18 protein-coding genes are annotated in these 22,599 nt (G+C 38.1%); 10 read left to right on the top strand and 8 right to left on the bottom strand.

Features of this window, described 5'->3' with window-relative positions; all coding sequences use genetic code 11:
• Positions 1–33: 33 nt before the first annotated feature.
• The 7 genes from bshC to BCL90_RS08645 form a co-directional block, all read right to left on the bottom strand.
• Positions 34–1,620, bottom strand: coding sequence for a bacillithiol biosynthesis cysteine-adding enzyme BshC (gene bshC / locus BCL90_RS08670; RefSeq protein ID WP_121283637.1), 1,587 nt, complete (start codon positions 1,618–1,620; stop codon positions 34–36).
• A 386-nt stretch (positions 1,621–2,006) separates the two neighbouring features.
• Positions 2,007–2,783, bottom strand: coding sequence for a restriction endonuclease (locus BCL90_RS08665; RefSeq protein ID WP_121283636.1), 777 nt, complete (start codon positions 2,781–2,783; stop codon positions 2,007–2,009).
• A 159-nt stretch (positions 2,784–2,942) separates the two neighbouring features.
• Positions 2,943–3,098: a hypothetical protein gene (locus BCL90_RS25630; protein ID WP_166792124.1), complete on the bottom strand. Its 156-nt coding sequence runs from the start codon at positions 3,096–3,098 to the stop codon at positions 2,943–2,945.
• Positions 3,099–3,265: 167 nt separating this feature from the next.
• Positions 3,266–3,646 (bottom strand): hypothetical protein, encoded by a 381-nt coding sequence (locus BCL90_RS08660; RefSeq protein WP_208529797.1) that lies wholly within the window; start codon positions 3,644–3,646, stop codon positions 3,266–3,268.
• A 285-nt stretch (positions 3,647–3,931) separates the two neighbouring features.
• Positions 3,932–5,842, bottom strand: a complete 1,911-nt coding sequence (locus tag BCL90_RS08655) for a DEAD/DEAH box helicase (RefSeq protein ID WP_121283635.1) — start codon at positions 5,840–5,842, stop codon at positions 3,932–3,934.
• Between the two features lie 325 nt (positions 5,843–6,167).
• A complete protein-coding gene (locus BCL90_RS08650; RefSeq protein ID WP_121283634.1) occupies positions 6,168–7,022 on the bottom strand; it encodes a carboxylesterase family protein in 855 nt (284 codons plus the stop codon).
• 35 nt (positions 7,023–7,057) lie between these two features.
• Positions 7,058–7,525, bottom strand: coding sequence for a DUF4293 domain-containing protein (locus BCL90_RS08645; protein ID WP_121283633.1), 468 nt, complete (start codon positions 7,523–7,525; stop codon positions 7,058–7,060).
• Positions 7,526–7,697: 172 nt separating this feature from the next.
• Between BCL90_RS08645 and truA the strand changes: the two genes are divergently transcribed.
• The 5 genes from truA to rlmF all read left to right on the top strand — a co-directional run bounded on the left by truA (position 7,698) and on the right by rlmF (position 14,121).
• Positions 7,698–8,480, top strand: coding sequence for a tRNA pseudouridine(38-40) synthase TruA (gene truA, locus BCL90_RS08640; protein WP_244095008.1), 783 nt, complete (start codon positions 7,698–7,700; stop codon positions 8,478–8,480).
• 122 nt (positions 8,481–8,602) lie between these two features.
• Positions 8,603–10,372 carry an ABC transporter ATP-binding protein gene (locus BCL90_RS08635; protein WP_121283631.1) on the top strand — a complete coding sequence of 590 codons (1,770 nt, stop codon included), beginning with the start codon at positions 8,603–8,605 and terminating at the stop codon, positions 10,370–10,372.
• A 57-nt stretch (positions 10,373–10,429) separates the two neighbouring features.
• Positions 10,430–11,455, top strand: a complete 1,026-nt coding sequence (locus BCL90_RS08630) for an isoaspartyl peptidase/L-asparaginase family protein (protein ID WP_121283630.1) — start codon at positions 10,430–10,432, stop codon at positions 11,453–11,455.
• A 63-nt stretch (positions 11,456–11,518) separates the two neighbouring features.
• Entirely contained in the window at positions 11,519–12,805 is a 1,287-nt protein-coding gene (dctA, locus tag BCL90_RS08625) for a C4-dicarboxylate transporter DctA (protein WP_121283629.1), read from the top strand.
• 299 nt (positions 12,806–13,104) lie between these two features.
• Positions 13,105–14,121, top strand: coding sequence for a 23S rRNA (adenine(1618)-N(6))-methyltransferase RlmF (gene rlmF, locus BCL90_RS08615; RefSeq protein ID WP_121283627.1), 1,017 nt, complete (start codon positions 13,105–13,107; stop codon positions 14,119–14,121).
• Between the two features lie 385 nt (positions 14,122–14,506).
• Here rlmF and BCL90_RS08610 read toward each other — a convergent pair whose 3' ends face one another.
• On the bottom strand, positions 14,507–14,932 hold the full coding sequence (locus tag BCL90_RS08610; RefSeq protein ID WP_121283626.1) for a cupin domain-containing protein: 426 nt from the start codon (positions 14,930–14,932) through the stop codon (positions 14,507–14,509).
• A 533-nt stretch (positions 14,933–15,465) separates the two neighbouring features.
• Between BCL90_RS08610 and sucD the strand changes: the two genes are divergently transcribed.
• The 5 genes from sucD to BCL90_RS08585 all read left to right on the top strand — a co-directional run bounded on the left by sucD (position 15,466) and on the right by BCL90_RS08585 (position 22,496).
• Positions 15,466–16,338, top strand: a complete 873-nt coding sequence (gene sucD, locus BCL90_RS08605; RefSeq protein WP_121283625.1) for a succinate--CoA ligase subunit alpha — start codon at positions 15,466–15,468, stop codon at positions 16,336–16,338.
• 348 nt (positions 16,339–16,686) lie between these two features.
• Positions 16,687–17,190 carry a methionine-R-sulfoxide reductase gene (locus BCL90_RS08600; protein ID WP_121283624.1) on the top strand — a complete coding sequence of 168 codons (504 nt, stop codon included), beginning with the start codon at positions 16,687–16,689 and terminating at the stop codon, positions 17,188–17,190.
• Between the two features lie 144 nt (positions 17,191–17,334).
• Positions 17,335–17,715 carry a septal ring lytic transglycosylase RlpA family protein gene (locus BCL90_RS08595; RefSeq protein ID WP_121283623.1) on the top strand — a complete coding sequence of 127 codons (381 nt, stop codon included), beginning with the start codon at positions 17,335–17,337 and terminating at the stop codon, positions 17,713–17,715.
• A gap of 1,278 nt (positions 17,716–18,993) precedes the next feature.
• Positions 18,994–19,965, top strand: coding sequence for a ribonucleoside-diphosphate reductase small subunit (locus tag BCL90_RS08590; RefSeq protein ID WP_121283622.1), 972 nt, complete (start codon positions 18,994–18,996; stop codon positions 19,963–19,965).
• A 146-nt stretch (positions 19,966–20,111) separates the two neighbouring features.
• Positions 20,112–22,496: a ribonucleoside-diphosphate reductase subunit alpha gene (locus BCL90_RS08585; RefSeq protein WP_121283621.1), complete on the top strand. Its 2,385-nt coding sequence runs from the start codon at positions 20,112–20,114 to the stop codon at positions 22,494–22,496.
• Positions 22,497–22,599 lie beyond the last annotated feature (103 nt).

The following is a 22,599-nucleotide window of genomic DNA, read 5'->3' as shown; positions in this document are numbered from 1 at the left end:
CCCGGACTTCGGACTCCCGACTCCGGACTACATTTACGGTAATAAAACAGTGAAATCGCCACCCAATGGTTCGAAGTTTTCTATGCAGGATGAAAGAAAATCTTCTCCGTAATTGACATACATGGGCGCTATATTCAAAGTACGCTCCTGTAAACTTCCATTAGGGAAAAGCCTTTTTTTGACATTATCAATTTGTAATAACGCCATTTCATGTTTCCTTTTTTCTGCCCTGAAAAGTTTTTTTTCAAGGTTGGCCAATAAGTGATTGGCCCGCTGTTTTGCCGTATCAGTTGATACAGAAAGCGTTTTGTCTATTTTATAGGCATTTAGCTTAATCTGATCGAAAATGCTGTTAATGGCCCTGGTTTCATCGGCTAAACTCAATTGAGCGGTGGTATTCCGCTTTACCCAAATGTTTTTTAGTTCTTCAACCGGCAGGAAAATGTCTTCCAAAGAAAAACCTAGATGGTATAAATTCTGGGCACTGCGTTTATCTATCAGTAAAGCCGAATTACGCAATAGTAAAACCGGGAAATCGACCTTGTAGAAATCGAAATTTGCTTTTAATTGCATCCAGTAAGCTACCTCTGCACCACCACCTATATAAGCGATATTAGGTAAAATAACCTCCTGGTACATTGGCCGCATCACTACATTCGGACTAAAACGTTCAGGATGCGATTCGATTTCAGCTTTTAGTGTTTCTTCTGTAAAACTGATATCGGTATGGTTTACAATATATTTTCCTTTTTCAAAGATCAAACGCTCGCGTAAATTATCTATAAGGTAAAAGAAATTAATGTCGCGGCCGTTAACCTGGGTTTTATAGCCAAATTCTTCCAGGCTTTTCGAACTTTCGTCGATGTTTTTAGCACTATTGTGTTGGATAATATCTTCGGTAATGATATTGGCAAATTGTTTTTTTAATTGCGCATCATCTGCGTTCACGATCACAAGGCCATATTTCTCGAATAAATTATTGACCAAAAATCTGGTTGCATCGGCTAAATTATCGTGTTGCAAATAGGCCTGTTCTACCAATTTGGCAATCCGTTTTCCATTTTTGGAAATGCCTAAGTAACCTTTGTATGCCGTTACCGCAGCAGCAACGGTTTTGGTGCTTAATCTTCCGGTGGCACCGTTGGTCTGTTGTATCCAGCTGATGTTCTTTTCATCAACACTTACATGGTTAATTTCATCAAAATCGTGATCTTCAGTTGCCATCCAATAAACCGGAACAAAGTTTTTATCCGGATGGGCCATTTTTAACTCAATGGCTAAATTTATGGTGGTTACAATTTTATAAATAAAATAAAGCGGTCCGGTAAATAAGTTTAACTGGTGACCGGTAGTTACCGTAAAAGTATTATCTAAACCCAAAAGTTCGATATTTTTCGTAACCGATTTATTCGGTTGTAAATGCAGGTATTGATCTTGCAAAACCTGCACTAAGGTAGTCCGGTCTCCAGGGAAATTTCTATGCTCAATTGCGCTGGCTAAACCGGCCATATCGGGACGGTAACTGTAAAAAGCTTTAAGCTGCTCTTCGTCGTTAATATAATCTAGAACCAGTTTTGAAAATGAACCAGTTTCCTGATAGGAAATGTATTTTGCCTGCATAATGAGCGAAAGTAGTGCAATTTAAGGATAAATATAAAGCTACATAACTATTTTACAATTGTTAAATAATTAATAGGCACTTTCTACGGTTCCAGTTTTAGGACAAAATTGGATGTCGAAGTTTGGCTTTATTAATGATATTGATTAAAGGTATATGTTCCCATTGGGAAGTAAATAATGTCCCAAAAATTGTGACTGTCTTAGTAGAGTATCTGTGAAAATTGCCGATAATGAAAAACGGTCTTATACTTGTCGGGATTAAAATTGCATCAGTTGAAATCTCATACAAAAAGCAGAATAGAATTACAGATGCTCAATTTATTTCTTCAAGGTAGCTCCAATTTGCATAAAACAGATATTGGATTTTCGCTTTTCTTTGGGTAATATTAAAGAGAAAAGTCTATTTGCTTTCCATAGTAATATTGTTTCTGAAGTTCGTCATTTGAAATTTCAAAAGCAAAAAAGTCTGTTGCCTTAATCGTATTTCTGTCTTTTAGGCAGATCATAATGCGGATATTCATAAGTTTGGTGGTAATAATAAATTTTCTTAATGCAAATTGAGGCAGGCCTCTAACCGCATATTTTGCTATACCATTTTTATTTAAAATTTCAAGCATTGATTCCGCATGACGTCTTGAGAAGTAAATAGGAATATGTAGGAATGGTCTGCTTGTAGCATAATAAGAGCCTGTAACTCTATTTTTATCATTTATTTCCATAATTGCCCAAAATGGTTCTCCTATATAGGATTCTTCGGGTAAAGCAACCGTTTTTATTCTATCAGCAAACATTTGAGCAAATGTTGGCAGGTCGTCATTATCCATTAAAATAAGTCCGTGTTTTTTACCATACTCTTTTGCCCCCGACTGAAACCCATTTTTAGAAATAAAAATGCCTACAATATTTCTAAAATTATTAAGCGTATCGACAAAAACTTGTATTTCTGATCTTTCAATGGGGCGGTTAGTATTTTTACACTCTATCCCTACCTGATGTATAATGCCTGATTTATCAAATTCGTAAAATAAGTCAAATTCATGCATTTCTCCACTGAGTCCTTGTAGTTTATGCCTTTCCTTGATTTCAATGCCTTCATCTTTTATGTTTAAAATATGAAAAAAAATATACCTGATGTATTCTTCAAATTCTTTTCCAATATTCATATTGCATTTAAGGTTTAATACTTGTTCTTGATTTTAAAATTGCCTAATATATGGCCAATAAAGTAACGGCCAATACTCCGGAGTTTAGCGATGGTAGCTTTTTGAGATAAACCTTTATGCAATTTGGGACATCATAGAAGATTTTTGCCAAACCTCTTTTTAGCGGTTCGTGCTATTACCCATATAAGGCTTAGAATTCGTCCTTACATTAGTCGTTACAGATTTTTTTTTACGTGCTTTTAGAAAATCGCTAAATTCTTTTTCTTCTTTTTCTGTCAAAGTTTCGTTTACGAATACAAAGTCTTTGTCGTCCATCTTTTTGAAATTTATCATAACTTAAAATCTTTAAAATATCTCTTAGCCAAAGTAAATGCTTCTTTAGTATCGATAAACATTCTGTTCCCACCATAAATCTTGGCACCCAATGTCTCCTGGTAATGGGAAACAAGTTGGGTTTTGGCTACAAAGGAAACAATTCCGTCTTAATTTAGTTGGAATGCAGTTTTACAGCAAAAGGCAATTAGATTTCCAGCAACCCCTTTATAAAGCTTGTTTTTTCCCTTGTTGAATTTTGCACTCTCAATTATGTTCATAAAAATGTGGTCGTCTTTGTCGGTAAAGCTTATAAGTCCCTGGATTATAGCTAAATTGTTAACTGTTGTCAATTTGGAAACTTGCTTAGTTTCATCCTTTAACTCATTTTGCCAGTCAAATACCCACTCGCTCTTCTTAATAATTTTGGTATCAAATGCCGTCAATTTTATAATTGATGTATCAAACACTTCGCCTGAAATTGCGTTTTCAATAGAATTTGTAAGCTTGTCAATTACAAAATCAAATTCGGTAGTCTGCTGCTCTTTCAATACACTAATTTACGAAAAATTAAGGCTTTAATCAAATGCTATTGTATTTTGCTTAGGGTATACCTTTGTTGTGTGTATGTGATACATGACTGCCAACGGTTGTCGCTTGGCTGTAGTCGGGGAATAGAATTCTTTAACACTTATAAAATATAAAAGTTAAAATCTTTTAAATAAAAATTATTTTGGGTCTGGTTTAAAACTAACAATTCGATTCTTAAGGATTCTAAACAAAAAAACCGGCCTCGAATAAACAAGACCGGTTTGTAAAATATTTGGTTTAGTGATTTACCATTTTTTTCTGCGTTCGCCGCTTCCGCCTTCACGACTTCCACCTTCTCTACGTCCGCTACCACCAGTGTTTCCACCTTTTTCGTCACGACTACGACCAGAGAAATCTCTGAAACCGCCACCGCTGTTTCCGCCTTCACGTCTTCCGCTACCGCCAGATTTTCTATCACCTCCGCCACGGTAACCACCGCCACCGCCGCTTCTGCGTTCTCCTCCGAAACCGCCGCCGCCGCTACGTCTTTCACCGCCACCGCGTCTTTCACCAGCGCCTTCACCACGACCACCATCTCCGCTTTTCTCGATACGTACCTGACGACCGTTAAACTCAACAGATTTAAAACCTTCAAATACGGTATCAGCAACAGCATCTTCCACTTCAAAGAAAGAGAAAACACCTTTTAAATCGATTTTACCAACGCTTTTGCCACCAATTTTACCATTGTTACAGATAAAAGATAACATATCGCCGCGGGTAAATTCATCTACTGAACCTAAGTTGATAAATAAACGGGTGTAACCTTCGCTACCACGTCCGCGTCTTTCGCCACGTTCACCTCTTTCGCCACGATCGTCACCAACCGCTGCATTTAAATCAGGTGCTTTAGAATAGTAATCTAAGAAACGGTTAAATTCTAATGAAGCAAAACGTTTGATTACATCCTCTTTAGATAAATCTTTAAATTCATCCATTATACGAGGAATGTATTGATCAATTTGCTCTACATTAACCTCTACATTGTGTACTTTATGTACCAGAGAGAATAATTGTTTTTCACAAACGTCAAATCCTGTAGGTAACTCAGCTTTGGTAAATTGTTTACCAATGATGCGTTCCAGCTGACGGATTTTTCCAACTTCTTTAGAGTTGATGATACAGATTGAAATACCTGTTTTACCAGCACGGCCAGTACGGCCAGAACGGTGGGTATAACTTTCAATTTCATCAGGTAAAGAGTAGTTAATTACGTGTGTTACGTTGTTAACGTCGATACCACGTGCTGCAACATCAGTAGCAATTAACAACTGCATGTTACGTTCGCGGAAACGTTGCATTACCTTATCACGTTGTTGTTGCGATAAATCGCCGTGTAAAGCATCAGCATTGTAGCCATCTTTGATTAAGTGCTCTGCAACATCTTGCGTATCCAATTTGGTTTTACAAAATACTACGGCAAAAATTTCAGGGTTGAAATCTACAATACGTTTTAAGGCAGCATATTTATCGCGTGCACGAACAATGTAATATTCGTGTTCGATGTTTACGTTACCTGTATTTTTTGTGCCCATGGTTAATTCAACAGGATTATCCATATAGTTTTTAGCTATACGGCGAACTTCTGCAGGCATGGTAGCCGAGAATAACCAGGTTTTTTTGTCATCAGGAGTAGTTGATAAAATGTCGTTAATGTCGTCCTGGAAACCCATGTTCAACATCTCGTCAGCTTCATCAAGCACAACATATTTAACGTTTGAAAAATCAATCGCCTTACGGCCAATGATATCCAACATACGGCCGGGCGTGGCCACTACGATCTGAATTCCCTGACGGATTTCGCGTAGTTGTTGCATAATGTTCGCGCCACCGTAAACGGCAACAACGTGGGCATTAGCAATGTTTTTAGAAAAGTTTTTAAGGTCGTTAGCGATTTGCAAGCATAACTCACGGGTAGGGCATAAAATCAATGCCTGTGGTTTGTTAACTTTAAAATCGATTAGTTCTAACAGCGGCAAACCAAATGCGGCTGTTTTTCCTGTTCCTGTTTGGGCCAAACCAACAAAATCATTAGTGCCTTCTAACAGTACAGGAATACTTTGCTCCTGAATAGGTGTTGGAGTTTCAAATCCAAGATCCTTTACGGCATTAACGACGTCATCACTTATCCCCAATAATTGAAATGGGTTTGTCATTCGTCTTTTTATTTTTAATTGAGCCGCAAAGGTACGGTTAATATTTTGTATTTTACAGATAATCAGGTAAATAGTTTTTTAAGCTAAATATTTGAAAATAAGGAAGTAAGAGGGGGTGTGAAATGGATGATGGAAAATGAGGAATGGAGGAGGCTTAAATGGAGGTCTTGATTGCAATGGGGGAATTTGCTTTTTGTTTGGAAAGCAGCAGTAACAGGCTTTCGGTTACGGCAGTCCCGTTTTCTGTTTCAATCTTTTTCAAACCTTTCAGGTTTATCAAAAGTATTTTCACTCCAACCGGGTTTAGGTGTCGGGGCAATAGTAGCTATTTACGTTTATTTTTAAATAACCAATTGGGTAGCTCGTCCGTTAAAATTGCTGGAGCAAAAATATCGTTATGGGCCAGATTGTCGAATTCCCAAAATCTGGTTTTGTTTTTATAGCTTACCTCTTCAAAGAATTGCTTGTCGCTATTGAAAGGGTTTTCGGTATCTATATTGCCATGGATCAGCCAGATTGGAATGTTTGCAAGTACATTTACCTGGTTAAATTGAGGTATGCCAGAAATACTGACCCCTGCGGCAAATACATCTGGTTTTAATGCTAAAGCATTAATCACCGAAGATGCACCCATCGAAAAACCGATGAGGTAAATTCTTTTCTCATCAATGTTTAAAGTGTTTTTTAAGCTGTCGATCAGCTGTAAGGCAGTTGTTAAACAGGGTTGTGGTACCGAAGTCAATACATTTCTGCTTCGATCTAACACATAATTCGACGAACGTGAAGGGAATTGTGGTGCCAAAATAAAAGCAGGATATTTCGCCTGTATTTCGTCGCTTGCAAATAGTTTTGCCAAAATACCCAACTGACTGGTATTATCATTTCCAACTGCGTTTGATCCATGAAACACAATCACCAATGGAAGTTTGCCTTTGGTGTTATTGGGTTTTAATAATCGGTATACAATTGCGGTATTGGCTGTGCCTTTGAATGATGCTTTGGCAAAAACATTGGTATTTAAACCTTTGATCTCTGCTATTCTTTGTTTGAGATAGCTTGAATCAGCAGTTTTATCGATTTTGGTTTTTCCGAAAGTGTTAATACGCTTGCTGCAAGATAAGATTCCGAAAATCAAAACCAACGAAAAAGTATAAACGGTATGATTTAACTTAATTTGCATGTTCGTTAGCTGATTTTTCTGCTGAAATTAAAGAATTATCGCAACCTTTCTGCCGAACGGATTAATCTTTCATCTTTATTGATGCCGAAAATGCCCAATACTACAAATAGGATAGCTAGAGCAGGCAAATAGGCGCCAACACCAAAACTTGCACCTTCAATGCCGCCAGGAAGTTTTTGTGCATAAACACTGCACCAGAAAGCAAAACCGATAATTAATATGATCGAAACAATTGCGAAACGTTTCTGAAAGCTACGTTTTCTGAAGTTGAAAATATTTACAAAACAGATAATAGCAATGGCAATATTGGTAATTAACAGGGGTAAAAAGGAGAGTATTTTAAAAGGAGAACCTGCTTTTCCTGCAATAATCTGAAATAAACCACTCGAATATACTGCTGATTCTGTTCCCGCTATTTCTTTGCTTGCAATGGGTAAAAACAGCATTAAAATCAAGGTTAAAGCCGCTAAAAAAAACCAGATTGATTGTATTCTTTGTATCATGAATGTAAAATATATAGCAACAAATCTAGGCTTTTTTGAGAAAAGAAAGAAAGATTAAAGTTCCCGGATGGGAGTATAACTTGATAAGCTGCATTAATTGCTGTTTAGAATGAAAATTTTATGCTGAACGCTAATCGCTCAACGCCAAACGCCCTACTCAACACTTTGCCTTTTGCCTGTTAAACTGTACTTTTGCATCGCTTTGAGTAAAAAAAGGTATTTCATCCAAATCGCTTACGATGGCAGCTTGTATCATGGCTGGCAAACACAACCTAATGCAATCACCGTTCAGGAATTGTTAGATAAGGCGATGTCTGTTTTCTTTAGGCAGCCTATCGAAACTTTGGGTTGCGGTAGAACCGACGCTGGGGTACATGCAACTGATTTTTATGCCCATTTTGATGTTGAAGGTGTAGAAGAGGCTAAGGTTTTAAGCGCAGTAACCGGTATTAATGCCATGCTGCCCTATCAAATTGCAGCAAAACAAATTATTCCGGTGCATGATGATGCCCATGCCCGCTTTGATGCAACCGCCCGCGCTTACAAATATTACATTCACTTTGAAAAAAATCCTTTCAAACTTAACCGGTCATGGTTGGTTAAAGATAAACTGGATGTTGATGCAATGAATGAGGCGGCGGTACTTTTATTAAATTATACCGATTTTTCGTGTTTTAGTAAGTCGAATACCCAAACTTTTACAAACAACTGTAAAATAACTAAAGCTGTTTTCGAAGTAAAGGAAGATGGACTGGTTTTTACCATTCAGGCCGACCGTTTTTTACGCAATATGGTAAGGGCCATTATGGGTACTTTGGTACAGATCGGTAAAAAGGAAATAAATTTAACGGATTTTAAAGCAATAATAGAAAGTAAAAACCGCAGTAAGGCCGGTCAATCGGTACCTGCCTGTGGTTTGTACTTAGTGAAGATAGAATACCCTTATATAGGGTAGAAGGCGGAAGGTGTAGCGGCCGCCATAGAAAACGTGAAATTACAACAAAAAGATAGTATAATTTAAATTTTTAAGACGGTGTAAGGCCTTATACCCTAAACCTTACACCTTAAACCATAAGCATGGCAGTTACAGGCGACGTATATAACACCGGATTACTGAAGCGTATTTTTCAATACGTTAAGCCTTATCGTGCCGTTTTTGTATGGTCGGTTATTTTAACCATTCTGCTTGCGGCTATTTCTCCGGTACGTCCGTTTTTAATTAAGTATACCCTCGATCATTATATTTTAGCAGGTAATTATTCTGGTTTGGTAAATATGACCATGCTGATGATCTTTATGTTGATTTTACAGACTTTGATCCAGTATAACCATACACTTTTAACCAATACACTAGGTCAGTCGGTTATCCGCGATCTTAGGATCAATGTTTTTAATCACATTACCAAACTCCGTCTAAAATTCTTCGATAAAACACCCATCGGACAATTAATTACCAGAACGGTTTCAGACCTGGAAACCATTGCAGATATCTTTTCTGAAGGTTTAATTTCCATGATCGGCGACAGTTTGCAGGTGGTGGTAATTGTATGCGTAATGTTATACACAGACTGGGAGTTGAGTTTAGTGGTGCTATTGCCCATCCCATTGTTAATCATGGCTACCCGCAAATTTCAGAAAGCGATTAAAGTGGCCTTTCAGGAAATCAGGAATGAGGTATCGAACCTGAATACATTTTTGCAGGAACACATTACAGGCGTTTCTATTGTGCAATACTTTGCGAGAGAAAAACAGGAGTACAGAAAATTTTACGCCATTAATAAGCGCTACCGCGATGCCAATATCCGTTCTAACTGGTATTACTCTATCTTTTTTCCGGTTGTTGAGTTAATTTCGGCTATGTCGTTGGGTTTATTGGTGTGGTATGGCGCTAAAAGCATTCTTTCCAAACCACTGGATGTAACGCCTGGAACCATTACACAGTTTATTATTTACCTGGGTATGGTGTTTACGCCAATCCGCCAACTGGCAGATAAGTTTAATACGCTGCAGATGGGAATGGTAGGCGCCGAACGTGTTTTTAAAGTTTTAGACACTGATGAAACTACGCCAAATAATGGTACGCAAAAGCCAGCCAAATTAGATGGAAATATCAAGTTCGAAAAGGTTTGGTTTGCCTATAACGATGAGAACTACGTATTGAAAGACCTTACATTCGAAGTGAAGGCTGGCGAAACCGTAGCCTTAGTAGGTGCTACAGGTGCGGGTAAATCTTCTACTATTAATATCCTGAACCGTTTTTACGAGATGAAAAAAGGAGATATTACTGTAGATAACATTCATATTGAAGATTTTGAGCTGGATTACTTAAGAAGCAATATTGCCACTGTACTTCAGGATGTTTTTTTGTTTTCGGACACCATTTTAAACAACATTACACTCAATAATGCTGAAATTACCATCGAAGAAGTGGTAAATGCTGCCAAAAAAGTTGGTGCACATGATTTTATCGAACGTTTACCGGGTGGCTATCAGTATAATGTGATGGAAAGAGGGGCTACACTTTCTGCAGGGCAGGCACAGTTGATTTCGTTTATCCGTGCACTGGTGCACAATCCTGCTATTTTGGTGTTAGATGAGGCTACCTCTTCAGTTGATACTGAAACGGAATTATTGATCCAGAAAGCCATTGATAATTTAATGGAAGGTAGAACTTCTATCGTAATCGCCCACCGTTTATCCACCATTCAAAAGGCCGATCAGATTATTGTGCTCGATAAAGGTGAGATTAAAGAAAAAGGCACGCATCAGCAGCTGTTAAAATTAAATGGTTACTATAAAAAGCTTTACGATCTGCAGTTCTCATCCAAAGGGATAGCTAAAGTTTAAACGTATTTATTTTCAAGGATTTTCTTAATTTAACGGCTTCTTAAACCCAATAGGAAGATGAAACGGTTAAAATTACTTGCCTTATTCTTGTTTTCGGCTTTAGCCTTGCAGGTTTCTGCACAGCAGAAAAAATACGTAATGGTGATTCATGGTGGTGCCGGCACTATTCTCAAAAGAAATATGAGTCCCGAAAAAGAGGCTGCTTATATTGCTGCCTTAACAAAAGCATTAAATGCGGGTTATGCAGAAATTAAAGCAGGTAAATCAAGCCTTGATGCTGTTGAAGCAACCATTCATGTTTTAGAAAACGATCCTCATTTCAATGCCGGTAAAGGTGCTGTTTTTACGCATGATGGCAAAAATGAGCTTGATGCTGCCATAATGGACGGAAAAACTTTAATGGCAGGCTCGGTTGCTGGAGTAACTACAATAAAAAATCCAATTTCTGCTGCCAGAGCCGTGATGGAAAAATCAGAACACGTAATGATGGTTGGCGCAGGTGCCGATCAATTTGCAAAAGAAGCCGGATTGGAAATTGTTGATCCTAAATATTTCTGGACTAAAGAACGCTGGGATGGCTTACAACAGGCTATTAAAGAAGATTCTACCAAAGCGGTGTTAGATCATGGAAGTAAGAAATCAGAGTTATTTGGAAGTAAAAACCACGATTACAAATTCGGTACCGTGGGTTGTGTAGCGTTAGATAAAGCAGGCAACTTAGCTGCCGGAACTTCAACAGGAGGTATGACAAACAAAAAATACGGACGGGTGGGCGATGCACCGATTATTGGGGCAGGTACTTACTGCAATAATGAAACAGCAGGTATTTCCTGTACCGGTTGGGGCGAGTTTTATGTCCGCAATGTGGTGGCCAAGACGATTTCCGATTTAATGGAATATAAGGGATTATCTGTTGCAGAGGCATCGAAAATTGCTTTAGATAAAGTAGGTAAAATGGGAGGCGACGGTGGTTTAATTGCATTAGATAAAAAAGGAAATATGACTATGCCCTTTAATACCGAGGGAATGTACAGAGGCGCAATTACTGCCGACGGGAAAATTGAAGTCAGTATTTATAAATAAAATTATTTTAAAATTACGCTGTTCAATATTCAATAGCAAGCCAAAACACCTAAAAAAATAAAGATGACATTTATAGAATTTGTAAAGAAAATATTCTCCAATTTAACCTTTCAGGTTTTAATTGCCATCATCATTGGGATAAGTGTTGGTACTTATTTTCCTGGTTTTGCGCCAACTGCAAAATTAATCAGTGAAGGTTTTATTAACCTGATTAGCATGTTAATTGCACCAATTATATTCTTTACCATTGTTTTAGGAATCGCACACATGGGCGATATGAAAAAAGTAGGTAGGGTAGGTGGCAAAGCACTGTTGTATTTCGAAATTGTAAGCACAGTAGCGATTGCAATTGGCTTATTGGTGGCCAATGTTTTAAAGCCAGGTGTCGGAATGATCACTAAGGCTGGCGATGCTACGAAAATTGTAGGTTATGCCGAGAAGGCTAAAGATATGAACTGGGCAGAATTCTTTCTGCATATTATCCCGCATAATGTGATTGCCGCTTTTGCTGAAGGAAACATTTTACAGATTTTGCTATTTGCCATTCTTTTTGGTTATGGTTTGAACAAACTGGGCGGAGAGGGAGCTAGCGTTTTAAATGCCTTCGATAAAATATCGAAAGTGCTCTTCAAAATCATGAAGGTGATTATGCGTTTAGCACCAATTGGTGCTTTCGGCGGAATGGCTTTCAGCATCGGTACCCATGGCCTGGAAAGTTTAGTGGGCATGGCCAAACTAATGGGCTCAGTTTATTTAACCTGCATCCTGTTCATTTTTATTGTTTTAAACGGAATTTGCCGTTACTATAAATTTAGTCTTTGGCAATACCTGAAATATATCCGTCAGGAAATTTTAATCGTGCTGGGTACTTCTTCTTCCGAATCGGCCTTGCCAAGTATGATGCAGAAAATGGAAGCTATTGGTTGCGATAAATCGGTTGTTGGTTTGGTTATTCCTACCGGCTATTCTTTTAATCTTGATGGAACGGCAATTTATCTGGCGATGGCTGTTATATTTCTTTGTCAGGTTTTTCATGTAGATTTAACATTAGGACAGCAAATTACCGTTTTAGGCGTGCTCATGGTTACTTCGAAAGGTGCTGCGGGCGTAACCGGAAGTGGTTTTATCGTTTTGGTATCAACTTTAACTGCGTTAAAAATTATGCCGATTGAACATATTTCCATATTAATCGGTGTAGATCGTTTTATGAGCGAGGCCAGGGCTATAACCAATGTAATCGGAAATGGCGTGGCTACTATCGTAATTGCTAAGAGCGAAAACCAGTTTGACCAGGAGAAATATTTGAAAGCGATTCAACCTGCAACGATAGAAAAAGCAGAGGAGGGATAGTTTGGAGTCGAGCGTTTGGCGTAAGGCGTTCAGGGAGTCGAAAGCAAATGGTTAGTTTGGAGTTATCCTCTCGAAGTCTCACCTGATCCTACTAGCTATCGGATTCATTTCTGGTCTTAATAGCAGGAAAGATGCTGAACTAAATTCAGCATGACGATTCTCTTGATCTCTTGTAATTAAAGCCATGTTTTTAGGTGCATTAGAAAGCCTTCTGCCCTCAACCTTCACACCTTCAACCTTTTTTATGTATCTTTGCAGTAGAAACATGCACACAGCTTGTTTAATTAATCCATAGCACATTGGCTCAAGAAGAACAAAATAACCGCAAAGAAAAAAGCGAGTTACACCCACGTAACAAACACCGTTCGCGTTACAATTTCAAACAACTTATTGCAACTTCAAAAGAATTAAGACGTTTCGTTTTTAAAAATGAACATAACGACGATTCTATCGATTTTGCAGATCAAAATGCCGTTAAAGCACTAAACAGGGCTTTGTTGAAATATTTTTATGATATCCAGCAATGGGATATTCCTCAGGATTTCCTTTGTCCACCTATTCCGGGCAGGGCAGATTATATCCATTATGTAGCCGATCTTTTGGGATCGAGTAATAAAGGGAAAAATCCAAAAGGCGCTAAAATTAATGTACTCGATATCGGCGTAGGTGCAAACTGTATTTACCCGATTATTGGTCACCAGGAATATGGCTGGAGCTTTGTAGGTTCAGAAATAGATCCACTTTCGGTTGATTCGGCAAGACGTATCATTGAAGCTAACAAACCCCTGCAGGGAGCTGTAGAAATTCGTCAGCAATCATCAAAACTGGGTATTTTCAGAGGGATTGTGGGTAGAACAGAGCGTTTCGATGCCGTGGTTTGTAATCCGCCGTTTCATTCTTCACTAAAAGAAGCTGAGCAAGGCACCCGTCAGAAATGGCGTAACCTGGGTGGTAACGAAAAAGAAGTAAAACATGTATTAAACTTTGGTGGGAATAAGGCCGAACTTTGGTGCCCTGGTGGCGAGCGCGCTTTTGTAGAGCAGATGATTATTCAGAGCGAGCAGATCAAAAATCAGGTGTTATGGTTTACATCATTGGTGTCAAAAAGTGCCAATTTGAAAAGTATCTATAGCACATTGGTTAAAGCAAATGCTTTTGAAGTAACCACTGTTCAAATGAGCCAGGGACAAAAAATAAGCCGCTTTGTAGCCTGGACTTTCCATGATGAAGCTGCACAGGCAGAGTGGGTAAAAGGATGGAAAACTGAAGCGAAACCAAAGACAGATAAGCCCAAAGCTGAAGGCAAAAGTCTTTAGTTTGGTAAATAGTAAAGCAAAGCCGGATTAACGATTAAAGTTGGTCCGGCTTTTCGTTTGTATCTTTTTTAGGGATTGTTTCTGGATTTAATTATTCTTTGTCTACTCGTCACCCTGAATTTATTTCAGGGTCTGTTTTGAACTTCGTTAGTCGGAATTTGCAATTCCGATTCGAGAACTAAGGATTTGCAATCCTTTAGGTAAAATGATGAGCCAACAATTGCTGTGTTTTTTGAGGACAGATTTCATTAATGACAGACGTTGTTGAATAGTAACGACACCCACAAGTATAGAAGTCTTTAACGCAAGTAAGAAACTCAGAACTGTACTGCCAACTGAGAATTGTTAACTAATCTTCTTTTAATCCTGCTTTACCCGCATATCATCATTTCTTCTCATAAACAATCAGAATAGTCAAAACATTACCTGCATTTGGGGCAATACCATGCGAACTGCCCGGGCGGGTTAAAATAGCATCACCTGGTTTAACTGCAAAGGTTTTTCCGTTCATCTGCATGGTTCCGTTTCCACTGATCACATAATAAATCTCATCTTCTTTCTGCAAATGGTAACCAATGGAAGAGCCTGGCTTCAGAATCCTTTTGCGGAATGCTGTTTTGAGGCTTTTTGCCTCCCCGAAAAAGTTAAAGCCGATGGTTTTACCTCCACCATTATGTGTTCCTGGTTCTTCTTTGGCTACTTCAACATCGTTTTGGAGGATATATTTAGTGGTATCGCCATTTTGTGCAGATGCTTTAAACGAAATGAAGATTGCAGTAATAACGATTAAAACTAATATGGATTTTCTCATCTTGATATTATTTAGCTTTTTGCTTTGGTCTTTCAGCTTTAAAGGTAAATATAGGCGTTTTGCATGGATGTTGCCACAGGCACCAGCACTTTATTGCTAAACCCGATCACAGTGGTTCCGATTCTTCATCGGAAAGAACGGAGAGCGGGACTGAAGCCTTCCAAAAGAACTGAACTGTTCATTTTCTAATCCTAAGCGATAATATTTTTTGAAAATGAGCGGTCTGTAGTACTTGGCCTTTGAAGCCCTGCCATTCGCTTTACTCCGTTACACTTCGTGTTCGCTGCTGTCAGGTTTATAGCCGAAGGGCCTGCTCCAGGTATGGGGCCTAAAATTATGTGGAGCACTATGCATTACAATAGTCAATTATCGCTTTTAGCTTTAGTCTTTCCGCTTTGGTCTTTCGTATATCAGACTAAAGCTGCCATAAAGCATTTCCTTACATTTTCCTGAAAAAACGGACTAAATAATATGGTTTTAGATTTGAATTCCAGTTCAATAATATTAGCTTTGCACAAAAAAAATATTGATACATGAGCGTTTTAGTAAATAAAGATTCTAAGGTTATCGTTCAGGGTTTTACCGGAAACGAAGGAACTTACCACGCTGAGCAGATGCTGGCCTATGGTACAAACGTAGTTGGTGGTGTAACACCTGGCAAAGGTGGGCAATTGCATTTAGAAAAGCCTGTTTTTAATACTGTTAAAGATGCCGTTGATCAAACGGGTGCAAATGTATCTATCATTTTTGTGCCACCAGCTTTTGCTGCTGATGCAATTATGGAAGCTGCCGAAGGTGGTATTAAAGTTATTGTTTGTATTACTGAAGGTATCCCAACTAAGGATATGATTCAGGTTAAAGAATATATTGCTGATCGCGATGTTACGCTTATCGGCCCTAACTGCCCGGGTGTAATTACTGCTGATGAAGCTAAAATTGGTATTATGCCAGGTTTTATCTTCAAAAAAGGTCATGTAGGTGTGGTTTCTAAATCAGGAACTTTAACTTATGAGGCGGTAGATCAGGTTGTTAAAGCTGGTTTAGGTATTACAACAGCTATCGGTATTGGTGGTGACCCAATTATTGGAACACCAACTGTAGAAGCAGTTAAATTATTAATGAACGATCCTGAAACTCATGGTATCATCATGATTGGTGAAATTGGTGGTGGAATGGAAGCAGAAGCTGCCCATTGGATCAAAGAACATGGTACTAAACCTGTTGTTGGTTTCATCGCTGGTCAAACTGCGCCTCCGGGACGTAGAATGGGCCATGCTGGTGCTATTGTTGGCGGTGCTGATGATACTGCAGCTGCTAAAATGAAAATCATGCGTGAGTGTGGTATCCGTGTTGTAGAAAGCCCTGCAGAAATCGGTGCTGCAATGGCAGAAGAATTAGCAAAATAAGATTTAAAAATCTCTTTATAGAAAAGCGTTTCGATTAAGTTCGGGACGCTTTTTTTGTTTTTTTACCGCAAAGTTCGCGAAGAATGCGTTCGACCACTAAGGCGCAAAGCACACAAAGTTGGGCTTTATTCTTGTTTTTTATTTTCGTCATTCCTGCGCAGGCAGGAATCTTTAATGCCTTTGGTTAAGCTTAACTTTGGGTTAAAACCACTTCACTTTGTATCCTTCTCCTCCAGGAGAGGGACAGCACAAAGACAATACTCGTCAAACTTTGTCAGGGTGAGGTAAACACTACTACATTCTCTCAAACCAGCAAACCAAAGCAGAATCTATAGCGTATATTGAAGTATGAAAACGATGTTAAATAAACTATTTTTGCTTTCTGCTGTTGTTTTAATAACAAGTCTTTCTGCTTGTGCCCAAAAGCAAGATAAGAAAGCTGTAAAACAATCTACGGAAACAGAACAAATCATACCAAAGAAGAAAATGAACTGGAATCCATTAACACCCGAAGAAGAAAGAGTAATTGTAAATAAAGGTACAGAATACCCTGGTACAGGTAAATACGAGCATACAACAGATAAAGGAACTTACACGTGTAAACGTTGTAATGCGGCCTTATATCGTTCAGAAAGTAAGTTTGATGCACATTGTGGCTGGCCTGCTTTCGATGACGAAATTAAAGGTGCTGTAAAGCGTATTCCTGATGCTGATGGTTCCCGTACAGAAATAGTTTGTGCCAATTGTGGTGCGCATCTTGGTCACGTATTTTTAGGCGAAGGATTTACCAATAAAGACACCCGTCATTGTGTAAATTCCATCTCCATGAATTTCGTGCCGGATCAAAAATAAGGTGGATGTAGAAGGGTTAGGTAGAGGCGTATGGCGACAAGCTGTACGCCTTTTTTGATGCACAAAACCAGGTAGTTTTTCCACAAATTATTGATTATAAACTAAATGCTTATATTTGCAGGCTCGATAAAGAAAATTTAGCCTATGAAGTATCTGCTGTTATTAAGTTTTTGTTTCCTGTTTTTACAAGGTAAAGCACAAGATTCTGGTTCATCAAACGAACCTGATAGTATCAAAAAAACAGTTCTCGCTACTTATTATCACAGAAAATTTGAAGGCCGCCGCACCACCAGTGGCGCCAAATACAGGGCAAAAAAACTAACGGCTGCCCACCGTACCCTGCCATTCGGAACCATGATTACAGTAACCAATCCTGATAACGGAAAATCGGTAGTAGTAAAGGTAAATGACCGTGGTCCTTTCTCGAAAAGATTGGCCATAGATTTGTCTGAACGTGCTGCCAAACAGATTGGTATCTATCGCAAAGGCATCGCTAAAGTAAGCCTCAGTTATACAGTTGAGTAATACTCCTTTTAGCTCTTTTTAGGGCTCAAAATACCCCTCAAATTTAAGTTGTTAACAATTATTTTGGCTTACTAAGCGCTTGAAAAGAAACTATTAGCTTTTTTTTCGCTTGAAAATGATATTTGGCTGATCGTTTTTCCCCAGTAATTGAACTGGGTGTTAACAACTTTGGTACACTAAAAGGGGCTACCGTATATATCTTTGTTATAACAAAAAAGCACCTAATAGGTGCTTTTAATTTCTTTAACAATAATAAGCCTAAACAAGTTCACCAGCAAGTGCCTTGGTAAAGCAAATAGAAACATTAAACTTGCAAGTTTAATGGTACATCCTCAAGATGGCATTCTTGGGGATTTTTTATTGGTGTAAACATAGCTAAAAACTTTGCAAAGTTATTTCGAAAGTTTTTAACAAATTTCACAAATTCGTATGTTTTTAGGGAGTATAAAAACGTTTTTTTTATGTTTTATTTTTAATAATATGTCTTATTTTTATTTAAATAGGGTTTTTGAACTCGGGATGTTGAAATTGATAATGAGCTCAGAAATTCACATTTTATAATATTTAAGCTAAATATGTTGAATCGCTGACTTAAAATTATCTTTATAACTTTCCTAGTTAATGCTATAATAATGAATGTTATCTTTTACTTAATCGGTGTAAATGATTTAACAAGATCATGAAAAACTTATAAGGAATATATTATTTAGCGTAAAAGACTTACTTTACTTTTTATAGATATATAAAAACTTGAAGCTGAGAATATGAATCTATCTATTATAGTGATAAAAATATAAGTAATGAAGTTTTATTTCTATGGTTGAGAATACTCCTTTTAGCTCTATTTTACTCTGGTTATATCCTTCAAATTTAAGTTATTAACACTCATTTTGGTTTGCTAAACCCTTGAAAAGAAACGATTAGCTTTTTTTTCGCTTGAAAATGATATTTGGCTGATCGTTTTTCCCCAACAATTGGGTGGGGTGTTAACAACTTTGGTACACTAAAAAGGGCCGCCGTATATATATTTGTTACAACAAAGTTCTTTAACTTCTTGCGCTTGAAAACAAATATAAAAGCTTAGTTTTTAGTAATTTAGACGTACATCACTCTGGTTGAAATTTTAAATTTTCCTAACTAAAATCTCAGTTGTTTGTCAGGCAATAGGGTTAGCACTTTCACAACAGCGTTTTGATAAAAGACATTACAATCATCATATAAAATTGATGAATGCGTGTCTTTGTCGGCTCTGTTAAATAGAATTAAAAATATCAGCGTATGGAACAGGAATTATTACTACAAGAAAACAAAGACAGATTTGTGCTTTTGCCGATTAAGTATCCGGCAATATGGGAAATGTATAAAAAGACCGAAGCTAGTTTTTGGACGGCAGAAGAGATTGATCTTTCTGACGACCAGAAACACTGGGACAATTTAAATGATGGCGAAAGACATTTTATTTCGCACATCCTTGCTTTCTTTTCTGCTAGTGATGGTATCGTGAACGAAAATCTTGCTGTAAACTTCATGAGTGAGGTTCAATTGCCGGAAGCACGTTGTTTTTATGGTTTCCAGATTATGATGGAAAACATCCATGCTGAAACCTACGCCCTGTTAATCGATACTTATATTAAAGATCCTGAAGAAAAAGACCGTTTGTTCCATGCTATTGATACCGTACCTGCGGTAAAAAGAAAAGCAGAATGGGCTTTACGCTGGATCGAAAACGGAACTTTTGCCGAACGTTTGGTGGCTTTTGCTGCGGTTGAAGGTATTTTCTTCAGCGGAAGTTTCTGTTCTATCTTCTGGTTGAAGAAACGTGGCTTAATGCCGGGATTAACTTTCAGTAATGAATTAATCTCAAGAGATGAAGGTTCTCACTGCGAATTTGCATGCTTGTTGTACAGCATGTTGAGCAATAAACTCAGCGAAGAACAAGTGCATGGCATTATCAGCGATGCGGTAGAAATTGAAAAAGAATTTATTACTGATGCATTGCCAGTTGCTTTAATTGGGATGAATGCAAAATTAATGAGTCAATATATCGAATTTGTGGCCGACAGATGGTTACAGGAGCTGGGTTACAAAAAAATCTACCATGCAACCAATCCATTCGATTTTATGGAAATGATTTCATTACAGGGTAAAACCAACTTCTTCGAAAAACGTGTAGGCGATTATCAGAAAAGTGGCGTATTAACCTCTGCTGATAATAATAAACAAGCGTTTTCATTAGACGAAGACTTTTAAGGTAGAGGGTTAAAAGGTAGAAAGTTTTAATCTTGATACCTGATACTCACTACTTGATACTAATAAATAACAAAAATATAAAGCGATCATTAAGTCTTGATACTTAATACTCGCTACTAAATATTAACTAAAAAATCTCATAAAATATGTTCGTACTAAAAAGAGATGGCCGCAAAGAAGCGGTGCAATTTGACAAAATCACAGCCCGCATTCAAAAGTTGTGCTATAGTTTAAATTCAGACCTTGTAGACCCGATTGATGTAGCCAAAAAGGTAATCGAAGGTTTATATGATGGAGTAACCACCTCTGAACTGGATAACCTTGCTGCAGAAACTGCTGCATCGTTAACTACAAAGCACCCTGATTATGCGCTGCTGGCATCGCGTATTGCGGTTTCAAACCTGCATAAAAACACCACTAAATCATTCTCGGGTACGATGAAAATGTTGTACGAATATTTCGACCCGAAAGCGCAGAAAGCTGCACCTCTGATCGCTGATGATGTTTATGAGATTATTGAAAAAAACAAAGATATTTTAGATAGCTCTATCATTTATGACCGCGATTTCGGTTTCGATTATTTCGGTTTTAAAACGTTGGAAAAATCTTACCTTTTAAAAGTTAATGGTCAGATTGTAGAGCGCCCGCAACATTTGTTTATGCGTGTTTCTGTTGGTATCCACAAAGAAGATATCGAAAGTGCCATCAAAACTTATAACTTAATGAGCGAGCGTTGGTTTACACATGCTACGCCAACTTTGTTCAATGCCGCTACACCAAAACCTCAAATGTCGTCATGTTTCTTGTTAACCATGCAGGATGACAGCATCGAAGGTATTTACGATACATTAAAACAAACCGCTAAAATTTCGCAAAGTGCAGGTGGTATCGGTTTAAGCATCCATAACATCCGCGCAACAGGTTCGTACATTGGTGGTACAAACGGTACAAGTAACGGTATCATCCCAATGTTACGTGTATTTAACGATACTGCCCGTTATGTAGATCAGGGTGGAGGTAAACGTAAAGGTGCTTTCGCAATCTATCTAGAGCCTTGGCATGCTGATGTTTTCGAATTCTTAGACTTACGTAAAAACCATGGTAAAGAAGAAATGCGTGCGCGCGATTTGTTCTATGCCCTTTGGATTAACGATTTGTTTATGCAACGCGTTAAAGATAATGGCGATTGGACATTATTCTGTCCACATGAAGCACCAGGTTTGGCAGATTGTTTCGGCGCTGAATTCGAAGCTTTGTATACTAAATACGAAGCTGAAAAACGTGGACGTAAAACGGTTAAAGCTCAGGAACTTTGGTTTGCCATCTTAGATTCTCAGATTGAAACCGGTACGCCATACATGTTGTTTAAAGATGCAGCAAATAGTAAATCTAATCAGCAGAATTTAGGAACCATTAAAAGTTCTAACCTGTGTACTGAAATTATTGAGTATACTTCTAAAGATGAAGTTGCCGTTTGTAACTTAGCTTCTTTGGCATTGCCTCGTTTCGTAATTAACGGTGCTTTCGATCACCAAAAATTATACGATGTAACTTATCAGGCTACTTTAAATCTGAACAAAATCATCGATCATAACTATTATCCTGTACAGGAAGCAGAAAATTCAAACATGCGTCACCGTCCGGTTGGTTTAGGTGTACAAGGTTTGGCTGATGCCTTTATCTTAATGCGTTTACCTTTCGAAAGTGATGAGGCTAAACGGCTAAACAAAGACATTTTCGAAACTATTTATTTCGCTTCAATGACAGCTTCACATGATTTAGCTGTGAAAAATGGTCCTTACCAAACTTTTAAAGGTTCTCCGTTATCAAAAGGTAAATTCCAGTTCGATTTATGGAATGTAACACCAGATAGCGGCCGTTGGGATTGGGATGCATTACGCAAAAAAGTAGTGAAAGATGGTGTGTACAACTCATTATTGGTTGCGCCAATGCCAACTGCCTCTACTTCGCAGATTTTGGGTAACAACGAATGTTTCGAGCCATATACCTCTAACATTTATACCCGTCGTGTATTAAGTGGAGAGTTCGTGGTGGTAAACAAACACTTGTTGAAAGATTTAGTAGCATTAGGTTTGTGGAACAACGATATGAAAAACCAGATCATATTGGCTAACGGTTCAATCCAGGCTATTGATACGATTCCTGATTACATTAAAGAATTGTACAAAACCGTTTGGGAAATTAAGATGCGTAACATCATCGATATGGCTGCCGACCGTGGTGCTTATATCTGTCAATCGCAATCGTTAAACTTGTTCGTAAATGCACCAAATACTTCAAAATTAACTTCAATGCACTTTTATGCATGGGAGAAAGGTTTAAAAACCGGTATGTATTACCTGCGTACACAAGCAGCTTCGCAAGCGGTTAAATTTACAGTAGAAAACCAGGGCGGTAAAGCAATTGAAGCAGTTATTCCTGCTGAAATGACACAAGATCAGGTAGCAGAAGAAATCGTTGACGGACCAGTTTGTTCAATGGAAGAAGGCTGTATCAGCTGCTCTGGCTAGTCTCGCGCAATCGTCATGCTGAATTTAGTTCAGCATCTGTAGGACATAAATCCTGAAACAAGTTCAGGATGACGAATCTAATAATATCGTAAGGTTTTGGGCA

Origin of the sequence: Pedobacter alluvionis (genome assembly GCF_003664035.1) — a bacterium.
Taxonomy (GTDB): Bacteria; Bacteroidota; Bacteroidia; order Sphingobacteriales; family Sphingobacteriaceae; genus Pedobacter; species Pedobacter alluvionis.
This window is presented reverse-complemented; position numbering and strand designations above follow the sequence as displayed.

Bases quoted from the DNA above. Each gene is read 5' to 3' on its own strand.
- BCL90_RS08630 (WP_121283630.1), top strand. From the start codon at position 10,430: ATGAAACGGTTAAAATTACTTGCCTTATTCTTGTTTTCGGCTTTAGCC.
- BCL90_RS08600 (WP_121283624.1), top strand. From the start codon at position 16,687: ATGAAAACGATGTTAAATAAACTATTTTTGCTTTCTGCTGTTGTTTTA.
- BCL90_RS08655 (WP_121283635.1), bottom strand. From the start codon at position 5,842: ATGACAAACCCATTTCAATTATTGGGGATAAGTGATGACGTCGTTAAT.
- BCL90_RS08665 (WP_121283636.1), bottom strand. From the start codon at position 2,783: ATGAATATTGGAAAAGAATTTGAAGAATACATCAGGTATATTTTTTTT.
- BCL90_RS08590 (WP_121283622.1), top strand. From the start codon at position 18,994: ATGGAACAGGAATTATTACTACAAGAAAACAAAGACAGATTTGTGCTT.
- dctA (WP_121283629.1), top strand. From the start codon at position 11,519: ATGACATTTATAGAATTTGTAAAGAAAATATTCTCCAATTTAACCTTT.
- BCL90_RS08635 (WP_121283631.1), top strand. From the start codon at position 8,603: ATGGCAGTTACAGGCGACGTATATAACACCGGATTACTGAAGCGTATT.
- BCL90_RS08585 (WP_121283621.1), top strand. From the start codon at position 20,112: ATGTTCGTACTAAAAAGAGATGGCCGCAAAGAAGCGGTGCAATTTGAC.
- BCL90_RS08610 (WP_121283626.1), bottom strand. From the start codon at position 14,932: ATGAGAAAATCCATATTAGTTTTAATCGTTATTACTGCAATCTTCATT.
- sucD (WP_121283625.1), top strand. From the start codon at position 15,466: ATGAGCGTTTTAGTAAATAAAGATTCTAAGGTTATCGTTCAGGGTTTT.
- BCL90_RS08650 (WP_121283634.1), bottom strand. From the start codon at position 7,022: ATGCAAATTAAGTTAAATCATACCGTTTATACTTTTTCGTTGGTTTTG.
- BCL90_RS08595 (WP_121283623.1), top strand. From the start codon at position 17,335: ATGAAGTATCTGCTGTTATTAAGTTTTTGTTTCCTGTTTTTACAAGGT.
- BCL90_RS25630 (WP_166792124.1), bottom strand. From the start codon at position 3,098: ATGGACGACAAAGACTTTGTATTCGTAAACGAAACTTTGACAGAAAAA.
- bshC (WP_121283637.1), bottom strand. From the start codon at position 1,620: ATGCAGGCAAAATACATTTCCTATCAGGAAACTGGTTCATTTTCAAAA.
- BCL90_RS08645 (WP_121283633.1), bottom strand. From the start codon at position 7,525: ATGATACAAAGAATACAATCAATCTGGTTTTTTTTAGCGGCTTTAACC.